The sequence below is a fragment of the Sphingobium agrisoli genome (assembly GCF_041877245.1).
Taxonomy (GTDB): domain Bacteria; phylum Pseudomonadota; class Alphaproteobacteria; order Sphingomonadales; family Sphingomonadaceae; genus Sphingobium.
On the sequence record NZ_JBHDJI010000001.1, the window covers coordinates 538,696 to 555,109 of the forward strand.

Genomic DNA, 16,414 nt, shown 5'->3' on the forward strand with positions numbered 1-16,414 from the left:
ACGGCCTTTATGTCGCATTGCAGCAGAATCGCGCCGCAGTCGATTTGGCATGTCTCATATGGGGGTAAACGGTGATTGGTAGGAATAGATTTGGCGATCGCGCTGCTGGGACCGAAACCCCTTCGTTCGAGACGGACGCCGAACAGGACGACGCCGCGCCGTCCTACGATTTCCTGGATCAGGAGGTAGCAGAAGACGAGGAGGAGGACGCCTTTTCGTCCGCCGCGCCCGGCACGGAAACTGATTATGGGTATGGGGCCGGTTTCGGTGACGACGCATCTATGGTCGACGGGGAGGAAGGCGCCGACGATGCTGAGATGGGCGCTCCCAATATAGCCCATGCCGAAGACGGCGGCAGTCGTGGCGGACGCGGGCGCGCATCGCGCAAGAAGCCGGTCATGGACAAGGTTGGCGCCTATGACCTTATCATTGAACCCCGCGACGAAGAAAGCCCGCTTTCCGACATGTTCACCCTTTCCGGGTGGATCATCAATCGCGACATCGAAACCTGGGACCAGCCGCATGCACTGGGCATCCGCAATTTCCGTGATGCGGCGGGCAACATCATTCCCAATTTTGAATTTCGCGGCCAATTGGCCTTCCGCCCGGTACGGCCGGGCCAGGAAGTACCGTTTTCCGTTTCGATATCGCCTGCGGACATGCCCTATAACGCGGTCAGCTGCGACATCGACATGGTCAATGAGGGTGCCTTCTGGTATCATGAGCGCGGCGCAGCGCCGATCACCGTCCCGCTTGCCGGCTTCCGCAACACCGGGTCGCGTAATGACGCGGTGGTCGAATTGCTGCGCCTGTCGGCGACCGCAACGCCCGCCGAACGCCGCAAGATTTCGGTCCTGACGCAGGTTCTACGGAATTACGATTTTCTCTATTATGAAGGGATCGCGCGGCTTGGCCGGCTGATCCGCATGCGGCAGAGCGGCAAGGCCTATCGTCAGCCGGTCGTATCCTCCTCATCGATCACGACCTTGCAGGGGCGCAATCGGGATGGTCGCCAATCTGCTTATTTCGAAAGCTTTGCGGCGAAATTCGGCAATTTCCGCGGCCGCCTGCCCACCAATCCACTCGAATATATCGAATTGTTCAAGCGGTTCGTCCGGGACAGCAACGGTTTCTTCCGCGGCAGCGCGCCGCCGCTGCCGCCCTATCTGACGCAGTGGCTGGGTGCGCGGGCGCTGCCGTCGCAACTGGCGGCATCGCCGGTATCGCGATCAATGGTGGCGACGCTCGGAGAGAGCACGCCGATCCACTTCAACCGCCAGAATGATTTCGTCAATCTGATGTGGCGCTACATCACCTCGGTCATGATCGACAATAATCTGCCGATCAGCCTGGTGCCGGATTCGATCATTCGCGAGTTCGCAACGTCGCCCGAGGCATGGGACGAGCAAGACCCCTTCCCCAAGCCCACCGGCTTCATGGTCCGGCTGCTGAACGACGATGCGGGCTATCAGAGGCGTTACGGCGGCAACAGCGCCGCCGACCGTTGCGCTTATGCATTCGACTTGCTGCTGCTGGGTCTCGAAAATGAAGCCCGCCGGCTGTTCGTTGGCCAGACCATATTGGACTGGATGACCCAGCCGATCGGTCCGTCCATCGCGGTCTCCCCGTTCGAAATTCTTGTGATGGCGAACCTTGGCGGCCGCGACGCGACCTACTTCACCAGCAGCGACGAACCGTTGGCTTCGGGCGTCGCGACCTTGCGGGAAAGCTTCGACTGGCTGGCCGCCCCGGATGCTCAGGAAAGCTACCCGCTTCGCGTGATCGGCCGCGCCCGATCCACGTCGGGTCTGGGCACCAACATGCGGATGTCGATGGCTGCGCTCGACAGCATCGGGGTCGATGTCGAAACGGTCGACAGCGATCTCGACCTCGTCATCCCGCCTTCAAGCGCCGACGGCAATCGCTATCGTCGCCCGATAGAGATCTACCATCTCAACTGCGATGAAATCCCCGCGCTTGTCTCGCGCTACAGCACCCATTCGCGGCCGAACAGCTATCGCATCGGCTTCGCCCTCTGGGAGTCGTCCGTCATGCCGGAACAGCATCGTGGCGGCGCGGTGCTGATGGATGAGCTTTGGGTGCCCACAACCTATCTGCAGGACGTTTATCGCAACGCCGGCTTCGGCAATGTCCATGTTGTCGGCAAGGGCATCGACCTTGGTCCCGTCGAGCATGTCGATCGGTCGATCTACGGCATCCACGAGGATGATTTTATCTTCGTGACGTCGTTCGACCTCGACAGCTGGGTGGAGCGCAAGAATCCGGCCGCGGTCGTCGAGGCGTTCAGCCGCGCCTTCGTCAACGACCCCAATGTCCGGCTGGTCGTCAAGACCACCGGCATCTTTGCCCATCCGGGCGACAGAACGGGCCAGATATCGAAGGTGCTGGCGGCGGCCGACGCCGACCCGCGCATCCTGTTGATCAATGAACGCATGCCTTTCCCCAAATATCTGGGCACCATCCAGATGGCGGATGCGCTCATCAGCGCGCACCGTTCGGAAGGGTTCGGCTACCTGCCGGCCTACGCCATGCTGTTGTCGCGGCCGGTCATCACCACCAACCACAGCGGCACGGAGGATTTCTGCACGGAGGAGACCAGCTTCCCGGTCGAATCCAAGCTGGTGCCGATCGCGCCGGGCGACTTCGTCTATGACGCGGTCGGCGCGGCCTGGGCGGATATCGACGTTGATGCGCTGGCGCGGACCATGCAAAAAGTGCGGCAGGATCCGGCCGAGGCGGAACGTCGCGCGAAGGCGGGTTATGATCTGGTGTCGGCGCGCTATTCGATGGAAGCGCTGGCGCAACGCTATCAGGATCGCCTCGACGCGATCACCGGCTGACGGCACGAGCCGAACAAGCGAAGGCGGCGCGCTCGATGGCGCGCGCCGCCTTTAGCGTGTTGATACCATAAGCCTGGCTATCCAGTGCTCCAACCGTGACTCCGCCGACCCCAACTGGCCCCGGTGCCAGGCAACCGCGACCGGCAGCCGCCACTGGTCGATCACGCCTGCCTCCACGGCTGAATACCGCGCATAGCAATGGCGATACCAACGCGCCGTAATCATGCCCGCCAATGCGGCAGCGCCACCAAATCGCAGCAACATTTCGGTGCGCGCCACATCGGCTGCCGGTGATCCGACGGCCGCCTGCGCCCAGTCGATGATGGTCGCGTCCCCTCCCGAAAGTAGGAGGTTTCCGGGATGAAAATCCCCATGGACCAGGCACGAGCCTGTTTCCAGTCCTTCGACCTGCCTCAGCGCTGCCTCGATCGCCGACACGCCGGCTTTCGACCGGACAATCCGGTGCCGCAGAACGTCGATCTGCCGTGGCAGCGCGGCGCTACCGGGCTCGTCATGCACCTGAGCATGGACTTCGGCCAGTTTCCGGACCAGACCCCACATCCGCCATGGTGCCTGCGCCATAACCGACAGCATGTCGGCCCCTGCCGCCCGCTCAAAGATAATCCCCTGCCTCTCGTCCACCACGACGCGCGCCAGCGGCCTGGGAACCGGCAAGCCCTGGTCCGCCGCCCATGCGCCGGCCAGATATTCCAGACTGATGGGCACGTCGTTGACGCCGGGGCGGAACAGTTTCAGCACGCGACCGCCGTCGATCGCCCACACCTCCGCGCTGGCGCCCTCTCCCGCCCTTGTCCACGTCGCGCGCGCCGGAAGTTCCGCCATCCCCCGCTGATGCGCGTGGCAGCGCTCGACGGCAAGTGGTTTCCCCAGCCTCCGACCGGGCAACCGCTCTAGCTTTGCCCATTTTTCTCGCTTATGGCTGGCGCGGGACAATTCCCGCCAGAGACGTGCAGTATTCGCGAACGTGGCGCGCGGCGCCAGCAAGGGCATGGAGACAAGATTTTGAACGAACTGCAGCAGGTCGTCGATCAGGAAGGCGCTATTCCCTTAGCCTGGGCGGGCGCCACCACCGATATGGACTATCTGAACTGGGGCGACGCGCTCAGCCCGGTGATGGTCGCTCTGATGTCGGGCCTGCCGATCCGGCGCGTGCCGACCAAATCCCAGTCGGTTCGGCTCGGCGCGGTCGGCACGATCGGCCATGGCTTCGACGATGGCACCATATTCTTCTGGGGCACCGGCAGCTCCAAATGGAAGAACCCCAGTGCGCCCGAGGCGGATCGTGTGCCCTTTCAGTTCTCGCCCGGCACCAAGGTTACCGTGACCGCGACACGCGGCCGCTGGTCCAAGAAGCTGCTTGGCGGCGGCCCGGATACAGCGTTCGGCGATCCAGTGTGGCTGCTTCCCCGCTTTTACAGGCCGGAGGTGGAAAAGACGCATGAGCTTGGCGTCATCCTGCATCTGTCCGAGTTGGACGGCCGTGCGCTCGACGCCGGTGCGGCCGAGCATGTGGTGCGAGCCCGCATTCCCGAAGAATACCGCTCAAAGATCCGCATCATCAACACGCTGACCCGCATCGATGCGGAGGGACTGAAGGACAAGACCGACGAGCTTCTCTCGTGCAAGCGCATCGTCTCGACCAGCCTTCACGGCATGGTGGTGGCGGAAAGCTACGGCATCCCCTGTCTTTATTTCGCGCCGCGCGGAACCGAGCCGGGCAGCGGCTTCCGCGTCGAGCCGCTCGGCGCGGAATGGCTCGATCTTCGCATCCGTGACCTTTATACCGGCATCGGCCGCACGCGCTTGCCCATGTATGTTCAGCCCCGCGACGAGGAAAGCGATTGGGCGGCGGTCATGGCGGCGATCGACCGGCACTGGAAGCCGGTCACCATCGACGAGGAAGCACTAATGAACGCCTTCCCCGTCCAGGGCACCCCCGTGGTCGCCCGGCCGGGCGAAACCATCTGGCAGCACCCCGCCATCACCGGCATCCAGTTCCAGCATGACGTGGCTGCCCTACGCAGGGACGACAACGAACGGAACAAAGCGAAGGCGGCGTGATGTCTGCCAACAAGATCATTGCGCAGCAATTGCTTGCTCCCGGCCGAGCCGGAGGCAAGACCAAGATAGCGACGCAGCAGCACAGCCGCTCGATCCTGTATCAGAATGGATCGAGCCTGATCGAACATATCCGCAGTTCCGCCAAGCAGAGTCCACGCCTGGCAATCACATTAGCCCCGCCCTGGCTATCCGACGTGAACGGGTTCGGTTATCTGGAGCAGCAACTGACTGCGGCCGGGTTCGACGTGCTGGCGATCAAGCAGGTCACCAATATTGGCTATGCCGATCTGGACCCGGAAACCCTGGCAAAAGTCAGCGATGCGTTACCTGCGTATGCCAGCCGCATCATATTGGGGTCGGAAGACGCGGCTACGGCGGCATTGCGCCTTTTTGCGCCGTTTGAAGGCGTCAGGATAGTTGCTCTGTCTCCGAACATGTCGCTCGACTGCACGCTAGCGGGGCCGGTACAGGCGGATATCAGCCTGCTATACGACCCTCACGAAGCAGCAGAGGCGGCCAATCATGACGCTGCTGTAGCGAAATTCCCGCGAGCCAGGACATTCCGCCTACCTCGCGCCGGTGTACCTGCGCGCTTTTCGGTGGAGGAGAGCGGCACCATCTTGGCGCTAATGGCAGCGCTGGCCGAAAATGAGGAATTCGACGCCAACCTTCATTATCGCCAGCACCGGAAATTCTCTCCCACCGCATTGTACACGCTGGGGAATGCCGCGTTGCGAAAGCGCCATTTCCGCACTGCCGAGGTACTACTGAAGCGGTCCTTTGATCTTGAGAAACGCATTCCGACGGGGATCACCTACTGCCAAGCAGTCAGCGAAGGCGGTAATCCCAAAGCGGCCGCGACCTTCATGGCGACCGTCGTCAATCGCGACCATGGCAATCCGCACGGCTGGGCAGCCCAGGCGTGGTTTGAAGAGATTTCCAATCAGCGCGAGGAAGCCCTCATATCGATCCGGCGCGCCATCGAACTTCTTCCCAATTTTGAGGCATTTCATGTTTCCGAACGTCGACTGCTGAAACATCTGCACGAAAATATGAAGCTCAAGCAGCAGATGACCTCGGCGGCGCTCGACAAGGCGCGCGCGGAACTGGCGCTTCAACACGGTCATGGCAGCGCCGGCTTCAGCTGGGAGCGCGCCGCCTGGCTGGCCGGCGGCGCAGCATTGATCCTCGCGATCGTGGCTACCGCCGCCGTAACGTTTCGCCTGGTCTAAGGCAGCAGCTCCCCCCGTAAGCGGGCGGCCGCGTTCAGATTTTCAAGGCTGCCTGATGGTTCGCGGGCGCCATTTCCCAAAAGACGTCGCGATCAGCGCTGCCGTAGATTTTGTAACTGCGCCACACAAATTCCTCGCGGGTCATGACGTGCGACGCACGCCAGTAGCGCTGGTCGTCCATGAACCAACAGCGATGCCGCTTGGCAATCTCGCGATATACCGGCCATATCACATCGCCGGACAGCGCGTTATATCCATAGAGCGGCGTGCCGAACGTCTTGAGTCCGAAATATTCGCATACTGCGAAAGCCAAATGCGTGAACATCGTCTGGCGAGGATGGTTCATCGTGTAGAAGCAGGGCTCTTTAAGCATCGCTTCTTCCAGAAAATCGGCGCAGTGTATGTCGGTATCTACCTCGCGCGCGCGCATTTCCGCGAGCGACTTTTCCGCAGCGTCCCAAAAACCGAGTTCGCCAAAGATATCCTCATTGAACTCCTGAAGGCAGCGTTCAACCGAATAGCCCTTGAAAAAGGACCGCAAGATGATCTTGGAATGATAATCGCCGAAAGGGGATTGCACGCGGTCCTGGCGCACTCCCCAATATGTCATGTCTGGTTGCAGCCCGTCGAAATATAGCAGGGAGTAGGTGACCACATCATTGGGCCGCCGCGCCAGCAACGCCTGCGTGCCGATACTGCCCCAGTCATCCCCTAGTCGGGGGGCAACGATCAGGTCCGCGCCGTCGATAGCTTCCTCGAAATAGTCAGGATCCTTGGGATACAGCATCACTTCAACGCCAAACACCGAAGCATCGGTCATGGCGCTCAAAGCGCGCGCAAGGTTGGGGCCTTGGCAGTTGCCCAACACCAAAATACGCTTCGCACCAGGACGATACATGGTGAACTTGGCGGGCATTGGCGCAGTTATCGGCCATTTGCGACGCAATGCCTCGCCATAGAGCCTGTCACGCAGATCCTGCGGGGTTTCGCAATCCGCCAGAAGATCCGGCGAGATGTTGGCATCCTTGAGTTCATGCCCGAGATAATAGCGCGACGCCCAGATGATATCATGGATGGTAAAGGTCGGTTCGGCTGTTTCATCCTCTACGGAATTTTGTTCGCTCATCGCATTCTTCATCCATCAGCAAATATGTTCAGGTGCTGCGGCACACTTCTCCCCGTGTAGCAACCCTCGCACCGCATCAGCGGAATAGATCGGCCATTCTCTCAGCCAGATCAACCGCACCTTCTATCCTGTCATGGTTCTGACACCTTCCATCCGAGGCCCATAATCCATGCCGGATGGTTCGTCATCCTGGAAAACACAGTTTACCGTCGATCGGTAAGCTCTCAGGCTCCTTCGACGTCGCTCATACCAGCCACGGCGCGATCATGTCGCGAGGCGTGTTGATAATAGAGGTGCACGTCGATCGCTTCGTCGATAGTATCGTAAAATGTCAGCGAGCCGTTGAATAGCACCGCACCATATTCGCAATAAGCGCGAAGTGTTTCAGGCACATGGCTGGTCATGATGAGCGTGGACTCGGCTCGCCTTTCCTGCAACGCGCTTTCCGACTTCACCCTGAATCGCTCGTCGCCTGCCGCCGTGATCTCGTCGATCAAATAGCATTCGAACCGGATCGCGAGCGAAATGGCGAACGCCAGTCGGGCGACCATACCCGCCGAATAGGTGTTGATGGGCTGGCGGAAATACGGCCCAAGTTCCGCAAAATCCTGGACGAAGTCCTGGAGCTCTTTGACATCCTTGCCATAAATGCGGGCGATGAAGCGGGTATTGTCCGCGCCGCTCAGGCTCGACTGGAACGCGCTGGTATAGCCGAGTGGCCAGGATGTCGAGATCGTCCGGGTTACCCGGCCGGTGGTCGGTGATTCCGCGCCGGCGATCAGCCGCATCAGGGTCGATTTGCCCGCGCCGTTAGCCCCGCAGATGCCGAGGCTGATACCCTTGGGAATGGTGAAATTCAGGTCGAACAGAACGAGATTGTGCAGTCCCCGTCCTTCGTAGACCTTGCTGACATTGTCGAACCGAATCATCGCCGGCAACCTAGAGCAGCGGAGAGGCTTTGCAAGCGAAGGTCAGGCGGCGTCATCACGCGCTGTCCAAAGCGGCGCTTCGAGCAATAGCGGTACGACCGCCCCTGTCTTGCGGGAAGCGAGCAACCGATCCGCCGCGTTCCGAACCAGCATATCCAGCCCCTCCTCCGACAACAGTCCGCCCCGGATCAGGCATTTGTCCACCAGCACGCGGCGAAAGGCAGAGTAGAGCGCCATATCGGGCGGCGCCGGCGCCGACCAGAAGCGATCCAGTCCGCCTGTATCCACGATCCCGGGCACCTTGTAGACCGCATGGCCAAGCACCTGCACCGCTTTGCCGCTGTTGAGCGCCAGTGTGCCGACCGTGCTGTTGACCGTCACCACGCCCAGCGATTTCGCGACGACCTCGGCAATATCCCAGTCGGCAAGATAGATGACCCGGTCCTCCACCCCGTAATCCCGGGCGAGCCGTCGCGTCAGCCTCTCCCACGCAACCAACCCCGGATCGAGCGGATGGCGCTTCACCACCAACGCGACATCGGGCGGGGCGTGGCGAGCGAAGCTCTTAATGACGAAGCGCAGCGCCGCACGCATATTGCCGAAGGGCGAATGGACGCGGATCTGATAGTCCGAATTGAGCTGGAGCGGCAGCGCAAAGAAGGGCCGCCCGCCGATCCGGTCCCATTCGGCCAGCGCATAGCGCAAGTCCCGTTGCCGCCGCACCAGCTTCCATGTCCAGGCGAGTGATTCCATGATGAAGCTGTGCGGCCGGTGGGTGCGGTAAAAGGGGAAAAGAGGCCGCAGCATCGCCGAAGCGAGGCCATTCCGCATCGTGTTGCGGGCGCGGGCACGGAAGGTAGAGGGCACGGGCGGCAGCGCCTCATCCTGTTGCGGAAGGCCGGCCGCCTGCTCCCAATAATAGCGCGGGTCCAGTGGCAGGGTCGAATTGCCATTCACGCCATCATCCTGCAACGTCAGGAAGTCAGGCCGGATATAGCCTTCTTCCATCACATGCACATGCAGGTCGCGCAACCGCGCCATGCCATGCGCCGACGTATGGTAGGGCCGGCAATCGCCATAGAGGATGAGGTCGGTGACACCGTGGTTGACGATGAAATCGTCGAAGAAGAGCGGCCAGTTGCGGAAGCTGCCGCGATAATCGGTCGCGCCTTCCCCCGGCCAGTCCAGCTTGTCGCCGCCATTGATGTTGATCCGCAGCGCCCGATGACCGCGCGCGCGCAGAGCGTCGGCCAGCATCGCGAAATAGGGACCGTGCGGTCCCTGAAGAAACAGGAATGTCCTGGCAGGCGCGTCAGCCATTCAGATACTCAGCGGCCAGGGTCATCAAACGGCGTAGCTTCCCTTGCAACATCCGCAGCCGGATGAGCCATGTCACCGGCGGCGTCGATCCCGCTGCCATGCGGTCCACCATCAGTTCCGGGCCACAGGGCAGCCGCGTTACCGGATCGACATAGCGAGGATAGAGAATGAGTGCGCCTGCGACAAGCTGATCTAGGGTTAATGCGCGGCCACGCCGTCCGGTCGTCGCGCCAAGGTCTCGGGTCAACCCCCAGTCGGCGTAGAAGGGCATGCCATGCACGGTCACCGGACGGCCCCGCATCAAAGCCTCGAAGCCGGTGAGCGACGAGAGGACATGAACGTCATCCACCGCCTGCACCAGTGCCATCAGGGGCGATCCGCTGTCGATCGCGTCGGCATGGGCCAGCACCGTTGCCTCGGAAAGGTGCCCCTTGCGATGCCCCGCTTGCACGTCCGGATGCGGTCGATAGACGATCCAGGCATTGGGCTCGGCCGCCCGAACGCGCATCAGGAAGTCGAGATTGCCGGTGACCCCCGCCCCGCCCATCAGCACCGACAGATCATCCTCGACCTGTCCGACCGCGAGCACGGTGCGCCGCCCCGTCGGCAAATCCATCATCCGCCCGGCTTCCCGCCCATATTTGGTGACGCCGGTGGCGCACAGGCGCGCGCGCAGGTTCCGCGCGCGGTCGATCAACTCGTCGCGGAAATCAGCCGTCGCGAGCAACGTTTCGAGGTCGCTCGGGCTGCGCGCGTCATAATAGATGCCGCTGCGATCCACCACCACCGAGCCAGGCGGATGGAGCGCCGCGCCCAGCCCCTGTGAACGGATGAATCCGTCCTCGACCCGCGTAATCGGCACGCCGGCCTGGGCAGCCTGCGCGGTCAGATCGACGGGCACGCGCGAGGGCCAGATGGCGAGCGCGCCGTCCGACCGCGCCGCCTGCCGCACGCCCCGCGATGCGGCGAGAAAGGGCGGGCTTCGTCGCCCGTCCCAAAGGAAGCGGCGCATCGCCTCCCGCTTCCAGAAGGCCATGCCGCTCGCCGCCGCAATGCCGCGATTGCCGTCCAGATGCCGCCGCCACTCGGCCAGTTGCGCCACCGCCCGCGCCGCATCGACCGGCGCGCCGGTAAAGCAGTCACGGTAGCGTGCCGCCGCGAGCCGCGCGTGAAGTGCCTCGCGCAAGAATGCGGGGTCGATCGGCGCATCGTCCGGGCCGATCACCGGCACTCCCATCAGCGCGGCGACCCACGCCAGCTCCTCGTCCGGTCCAGCCCGCACGCTTGGCAAAGCGGCTGCGATCGCCCATGGGTCGGCCTCGCTCCAAAACGCACCCCCCACCCGCTCGCGCGCGATGCGGTCGATCAGCGCGTCTTCTATGGCCGTACGCTCGGCCCCATCCTCCAGCGGCGAGCTGATCGCCGCGACCGCAGGGGCGATGCCGGGAAAAGGTGGAGACCGCAGGAACGGCAGCGCAACCATGGTCAACCAGCCACTCTGACTTTCGCGCGCTGGGCATCGCCGGCCATCGTTACTTCCTCTGCTGCCCCATTCCCAATGTGGCGATTAGATGGGCAGGTCAAGGAACAGACGCTGTCACGTCTTCGATCAGATCGGTGACGATATCGAAATAATTGCGCCAGGTCGGCGCCCGCCAGGCAGAGATACGCCGCAATTGCGCCGCCCGCTCTGCCCCCTCGGCGCGGCTATAGGCTTCGATCAGCCGCATCCAGCCCAGCCCGTCGAGCGGATCGAGATAATCGGGCGCGTCGCCGCCAACCTCGCGATGGGCGGAAATGTCGCTGCATATGACCGGCACCCCCGCCGCCAGCGCTTCAACCACCGGCATGCCGAACCCTTCTGCAAAGGAGGGCATCAGCATCGCGCGGGCATGGGCGACCAGCGCCTGCATCCGGTTGTCGGACACTTCGCCCGCCTCGATCACATGCCCGCGCAGCGCCTCGGCGCGGTCGAGCATGTCGATGACATTCTCGTTTTCCCAGCCGCGCCGTCCGATCAGCACCAGCACCGGCGCGGCGTCGCCCAGCCGCTCGACCAGCCGCCGCCACAGATTGAGCAGCAGCAGATGGTTCTTGCGCGGTTCGATGGTCGAAATATAGACGAAATAGGGGCGTTCCGGGATGTCCTCTCCCTTCGTGCCGAAAATGTCGGGCGCGTCGGCTCCGAAATGCGCGACCCGAACGGCACGCCCGTCCAGCCCCCGGCGCAGATGCGGTGCGAGCGCGTCGATTGTCGCCTGACTGTTGCCTATGATCCCGCTCGCAAAGCTGTCGATCGTCCGCACCCGCCGACGATGCTCCGCCGCCCCCTGCGGCCGGGCATATTCGGGATGGCTCAAGGGGATGACATCATGCACCAGCGTCACGAACCGAGCGCCCTCCGCCCGCAGGATCGCGCCGACCTGCTCAGGGTTGTCGAGATGGTGGGGCGACACCTGAAGATAGACGCGCGGCCGGATCGGGCGCGGCACCGGGCGCGGGCGCGTAGCGAACATGTGGCGGATCACCGCAGCCTTGCCCTCGCCCGCCTGCGTCGTTTGCGCGCTGCGCCATTTGGCGGCGGTGAAGGCCAGGAACTGACGGACCGCCGCCGTGCTCAGCCGCCCATAATAGCCGCCCGCCGGATGCACCGCCGCGAAGCAGAGCCGATCAGGAATCCGCTCCAGCAGCTCGCGGGCATAGATATATTCCACCCGGTCGATCCCGGTCGGCGCAGGATGGAAGGAGCGCGACAGCAGCCGCGAGAGGTCCAGAATGACTTCGCTTTCGCCCCGGCCGCCCTGGAATTGCGGGCTTGCACGCTTGGTTTTCAGCGCCAGCCGCGCGCCGGGTGCTTGGAAAGGTCGCAAAGCCATTTCATTCCCTGTCCCACAGCCCGGCGGCAAAGGAAAGGGGCATCAGAAATGCGTGCGTATCTCGTCGGCCAGCGCCTGGAGCGCGGCGGGATCGGCCATGCCGCCCTCTCCATGCGCGGCAAATCCCTTGGGGTCACCCTCCCAGCGGGGGAGGACATGGACATGGAGGTGGAAGATCGTCTGCCCGGCCGGCGCGCCGTTGAACTGGGCGATCTGGATGCCGTCGGGGTCGAGCGCCCGTCGAATCGCGGCCGCGACCTTCCTGGTCGTCGCCATCACCTGCGCCAGCGCGTCTTCCTCGATCTCCAGCAGGTTGCGCGCTTTCGACCATTTGGAAATGACGAGAGCATGCCCACGGGTCTGCGGCATGATGTCGAGGAAGGAGAGCGTGTTCTCGTCCTCATAAAGCCGGGTCGACGGAATCTTGCCCGCAAGGATGAGGGCGAAGACATTGCCCTCGTCATATACTCCATCGAGGCTCATGGACCGCCCTTCAGCTCAGATAATGGGCCGTCGTCTTAGCAGCCACTTCCTGCGCCGTCACGCCCGGAGCGGTCTCGATCAGGCGGAAGGGGCTCGCATGGTCGGGCCGTTGAAACACGGCGATGTCGGTGATGATCATGTCGACCACATTCTTGCCTGTCAGCGGAAGGGTGCAGGCGGGGATGAACTTGGGGCTGCCGTCCTTGGCATTATGTTCCATCACGACGATGATCTTCTTGACCCCGGCAACCAGGTCCATCGCTCCGCCCATCCCCTTGATCATCTTGCCGGGGATCATCCAGTTGGCGATGTCGCCATTCTCCGCCACTTCCATCGCGCCCAGGACCGTCAGGTCGATATGCCCGCCGCGGATCATGGCGAAGCTGTCGGCCGAACTGAAATAGGCCGATTGCGGCAGTTCGCTGATCGTCTGCTTGCCCGCATTGATCAGGTCGGCGTCTTCCTCCCCCTCATAGGGGAACGGCCCGATCCCCAGCATCCCGTTCTCGGACTGAAGCGTCACTTCGACCCCGGCGGGGATATGGTTCGCCACCAGCGTGGGGATGCCGATGCCGAGGTTTACATAGAAGCCGTCCTGCAATTCCTTCGCCGCCCGCGCGGCCATCTCGTCACGAGTCCAAGCCATGTCACTTCTCTCCTTGCGCGGGGGGCCCCTGCGCTTGTCAGCGGGAAATATACCGACGAAGCCGCGCTTCACGCAGCTTCCCGCTGCCTCACGGTGCGGAATTCGATCTTCTTCTCATAGGGGCTGCCGACGATCATGCGCTGGACATAAACGCCCGGCAGGTGGATCGCGTCGGGATCGAGCGTGCCCACCGGCACCACCTCCTCAACCTCGACCACGCAGATTTTCCCGCAGGTCGCCGCCGGCACATTGAAGTTGCGCGCAGTTTTGCGGAACACGATATTTCCGCTCTCGTCCGCTTTCCACGCCTTGACCAGACTGAGGTCCGCAAAGATGCCGCGTTCGAGAATATAGTCCTGCCCGTCGAAAGTCTTGACCTCCTTGCCCTCGGCCACCTGGGTGCCGACGCCGGTCTTGGTGTAGAAACCCGGTATCCCCGCCCCGCCGGCGCGCATCCGCTCCGCCAGCGTCCCCTGGGGGCAGAATTCCACCTCCAGCTCGCCGGCCAGATATTGCCGCTCGAATTCCTTATTCTCGCCGACATAGGAGGAGATCATCTTGCGAACCTGCTTCGTGCGCAGCAGCTTGCCGATGCCTTCATTGTCGATGCCGGCATTGTTGGAGGCGAAGGTCAGATCCTTGACCCCGCTGTCGCGCACGGCGTCGAGCAGACGCTCGGGAATCCCGCATAGGCCAAAGCCGCCCGCAGCGATCAGCATGCCGTCCCGCAAAATTCCGTCGAGCGCCGCCTGCGCGTCGGGGTAGAGCTTTTTCGCCATCCGCTTCTCTCCTTCGCGCGCCATGCTAGACAGAAAATAAGATCAGGAATAGCGATTGTTTTTTATCGTTTATGATAATCAGCTCTTATGAAACGCATCGCCCTCTACCATTTTGAAACCCTGACCTGGATCGCCCGGCTCGGCACCTTCCAGGCAGCGGCGGAGCGGCTCAACACCACCCAACCGGCCATATCCGCCCGCGTTCGCGAGGTTGAAGGTCAGCTGGGCATCAGCCTGTTCCGCCGTGAAGGCCGCCGCATGGTGCTGACGGCGCGCGGCCGCCTGCTGATCGAAGCGTGCGAGCCGCTCTGGACGGGCCTTGAACAGACATTGCTCGAAGTCAGCGATTTTGCCGGAGCGAGCGGTATGATCCGCATCGCAGCAGGCGAGATCGCCACCGCCAGTTGTCTCCCCGCCTTCATTCAGGCGGTAGAGCGCGACCTGCCCGGCGTGTCGATGGAAGTGGAACTGGATTTGACCGCCCGGATGCTCCAGCGGCTGCTCGGCGGTGCGCGCGACCTCGTCTTCCTTGCCGGCCCCGTCGCCAGCCCCAACATCCGCACCCAGCCGATCGGTTCGGTCGGTCTCGCCTGGGTTGCGGGGCGGCGAGTGGCGCAGGCCGGCGGCTTCGCGCACCCCCTCCCGGTCTGGTCGCTGCCCGATCCGTCGCCCATCAACGCCGCGATGCACGAGGATCTCGCGCGGCACGGCGTCGCGGCGCGATCGATCAACAGTTGCGACAATGTGCGCGCGCTGATTGCGATCGTGGCGGACGGCGGTGGCGCGGCGCTGCTGCCGGAAACCATGGTCCGGGCGGAGATAGCTTCCGGACAACTGGTCGAAATCCTGCCCCCGCCTGAGCGAGTCCTTCATTTCGAGGCCGCGATCCGCGCCCGCGAGCAGGAGCCTTTGGTGCTAGAGCTGTTCCGTCGGACCGCCGGGCTTCAGATCGATCCGGCGCCGGCGCTCGACTGAATTTTGCCCGCCCTCCTCTCGACTCGGTCCGACAGCCCCGTTTACAAGGCGCGCCATGATGAAGCTCTTTATCGGCAACAAGGCCTATTCCAGCTGGTCGCTGCGCGGCTGGCTGGCGTGCAAGCTCTCTGGCCTGCCCTTCGAGGAGGTGGTCGTCCCCCTCTATGACGAGGCGTGGGAGAAACGGCGCGAGGGCGACGAATTCGCGCCCTCATCGGGCAAGGTGCCGATCCTGTGGGACGGCGACGACATCGTCGTGTGGGACAGCCTCGCCATCGTCGAATATCTGAACGAGAAAAGCGGCGGGAACCTCTTCTGGCCCGCCGATCCGGCGGCGCGCGCCATGGCGCGGTCGATGGCGGCCGAAATGCACAGCAGCTTCGCCGCGCTCCGCCGCGAGCACAGCATGAACATCCGGCAGATTTTCCCTGCCGTCCCGCCATCCGAATCCGCGGCGCAGGATATCGGCCGTATCATGGTGCTCTGGGCGCAAGCTCGCGCCCGCTACGGCGGCGGCGGCGAATTTCTGTTCGGAGAGTTCGGCGCGGCCGACATCATGTTCGCACCGATCGTCACCCGCTTCATCACCTATCAGCTTCCTGTCGCCCGTTTCGCTGAGGCCTATATGCGCGCGGTCATCGCTCATCCCTGGATGCAGGAATGGATCGGCGGCGCGCAGGCGGAGGATTGGGTGATCGACCGGTTCGAAGGGCCGCCGCAGACGGCCTGAAACGCCGCCTCCTCAGCCGAAATCGTAGAAAGGCCGTATCTCGATCTCGCTGGGCCCCGGCATCGGATTGGGGCAGCGCTTCGCCCAGGCGATCGCTTCCTCCATATCCTCGACCTCCCAGATCCAGAAGCCGGCGACCAGTTCGTTCGGATTGCTGAACGGCCCATCGGTTACGGCGCGGGCATCGCCATCGAACGCGATCCGCTTGCCCGCCGAAGACGGCTGGAGCCCGTCCGCCATCACGAATATGCCGGCCTCGCGCAGGGCATCATTATAGTGGCCCATCGCCGCCATCATCGCCTCGCTCTCGGGCGACGGCATGAAGCCGGCCTCGCTGTCCTGCGTCGCCTTGACCAACACCATCACGCGCATGAC

The 16,414-nt window shown here is 63.1% G+C and carries 15 protein-coding genes; 5 read left to right on the top strand and 10 right to left on the bottom strand.

Annotated features, from left to right (window positions below; genetic code table 11):
- The first annotated feature begins 71 nt into the window (after window positions 1-71).
- On the top strand, window positions 72-2,861 hold the full coding sequence (locus ACETPF_RS02555; RefSeq protein ID WP_373932694.1) for a glycosyltransferase family 4 protein: 2,790 nt from the start codon (window positions 72-74) through the stop codon (window positions 2,859-2,861).
- A 51-nt stretch (window positions 2,862-2,912) separates the two neighbouring features.
- On the opposite strand, the gene ACETPF_RS02560 is transcribed toward ACETPF_RS02555, so the two are convergent.
- Window positions 2,913-3,704 carry a phosphotransferase family protein gene (locus ACETPF_RS02560; protein ID WP_373932695.1) on the bottom strand — a complete coding sequence of 264 codons (792 nt, stop codon included), beginning with the start codon at window positions 3,702-3,704 and terminating at the stop codon, window positions 2,913-2,915.
- A 180-nt stretch (window positions 3,705-3,884) separates the two neighbouring features.
- Between ACETPF_RS02560 and ACETPF_RS02565 the strand changes: the two genes are divergently transcribed.
- Both ACETPF_RS02565 and ACETPF_RS02570 read left to right on the top strand, forming a co-directional pair.
- A complete protein-coding gene (locus ACETPF_RS02565; RefSeq protein ID WP_373932696.1) occupies window positions 3,885-4,943 on the top strand; it encodes a polysaccharide pyruvyl transferase family protein in 1,059 nt (352 codons plus the stop codon).
- Window positions 4,943-6,175 (top strand): hypothetical protein, encoded by a 1,233-nt coding sequence (locus ACETPF_RS02570; RefSeq protein ID WP_373932697.1) that lies wholly within the window; start codon window positions 4,943-4,945, stop codon window positions 6,173-6,175. The genes ACETPF_RS02565 and ACETPF_RS02570 overlap by 1 nt, the downstream gene beginning before the upstream one ends.
- Before the next feature lie 34 nt (window positions 6,176-6,209).
- Here ACETPF_RS02570 and ACETPF_RS02575 read toward each other — a convergent pair whose 3' ends face one another.
- The 8 genes from ACETPF_RS02575 to ACETPF_RS02610 all read right to left on the bottom strand — a co-directional run bounded on the left by ACETPF_RS02575 (window position 6,210) and on the right by ACETPF_RS02610 (window position 14,334).
- Window positions 6,210-7,301 (bottom strand): WcbI family polysaccharide biosynthesis putative acetyltransferase, encoded by a 1,092-nt coding sequence (locus ACETPF_RS02575; RefSeq protein WP_373932698.1) that lies wholly within the window; start codon window positions 7,299-7,301, stop codon window positions 6,210-6,212.
- Between the two features lie 224 nt (window positions 7,302-7,525).
- Complete coding sequence (locus ACETPF_RS02580) at window positions 7,526-8,230, bottom strand: ABC transporter ATP-binding protein (protein ID WP_373932699.1); 705 nt, start codon at window positions 8,228-8,230, stop codon at window positions 7,526-7,528.
- 42 nt (window positions 8,231-8,272) lie between these two features.
- Window positions 8,273-9,550, bottom strand: coding sequence for a capsule polysaccharide biogenesis protein (locus ACETPF_RS02585; protein ID WP_373932700.1), 1,278 nt, complete (start codon window positions 9,548-9,550; stop codon window positions 8,273-8,275).
- Window positions 9,543-11,033: a capsular polysaccharide export protein, LipB/KpsS family gene (locus ACETPF_RS02590; RefSeq protein WP_373932701.1), complete on the bottom strand. Its 1,491-nt coding sequence runs from the start codon at window positions 11,031-11,033 to the stop codon at window positions 9,543-9,545. Before ACETPF_RS02590 ends, ACETPF_RS02585 begins: the two co-directional genes overlap by 8 nt.
- A 97-nt stretch (window positions 11,034-11,130) precedes the next feature.
- Window positions 11,131-12,426 (bottom strand): glycosyltransferase family 4 protein, encoded by a 1,296-nt coding sequence (locus ACETPF_RS02595; protein ID WP_373932702.1) that lies wholly within the window; start codon window positions 12,424-12,426, stop codon window positions 11,131-11,133.
- 42 nt (window positions 12,427-12,468) lie between these two features.
- Window positions 12,469-12,909, bottom strand: a complete 441-nt coding sequence (locus tag ACETPF_RS02600; protein WP_373932703.1) for an HIT family protein — start codon at window positions 12,907-12,909, stop codon at window positions 12,469-12,471.
- Between the two features lie 10 nt (window positions 12,910-12,919).
- Entirely contained in the window at window positions 12,920-13,555 is a 636-nt protein-coding gene (locus ACETPF_RS02605) for a CoA transferase subunit B (protein ID WP_373932704.1), read from the bottom strand.
- Window positions 13,556-13,623: 68 nt separating this feature from the next.
- Window positions 13,624-14,334, bottom strand: coding sequence for a CoA transferase subunit A (locus ACETPF_RS02610; protein WP_373932705.1), 711 nt, complete (start codon window positions 14,332-14,334; stop codon window positions 13,624-13,626).
- A gap of 87 nt (window positions 14,335-14,421) precedes the next feature.
- Between ACETPF_RS02610 and ACETPF_RS02615 the strand changes: the two genes are divergently transcribed.
- Both ACETPF_RS02615 and ACETPF_RS02620 read left to right on the top strand, forming a co-directional pair.
- Window positions 14,422-15,309, top strand: coding sequence for a LysR family transcriptional regulator (locus tag ACETPF_RS02615; protein WP_373932706.1), 888 nt, complete (start codon window positions 14,422-14,424; stop codon window positions 15,307-15,309).
- Between the two features lie 55 nt (window positions 15,310-15,364).
- Window positions 15,365-16,039 carry a glutathione S-transferase gene (locus tag ACETPF_RS02620; RefSeq protein WP_373932707.1) on the top strand — a complete coding sequence of 225 codons (675 nt, stop codon included), beginning with the start codon at window positions 15,365-15,367 and terminating at the stop codon, window positions 16,037-16,039.
- A gap of 12 nt (window positions 16,040-16,051) precedes the next feature.
- On the opposite strand, the gene ACETPF_RS02625 is transcribed toward ACETPF_RS02620, so the two are convergent.
- Entirely contained in the window at window positions 16,052-16,411 is a 360-nt protein-coding gene (locus tag ACETPF_RS02625; RefSeq protein ID WP_373932708.1) for a YciI family protein, read from the bottom strand.
- Window positions 16,412-16,414 lie beyond the last annotated feature (3 nt).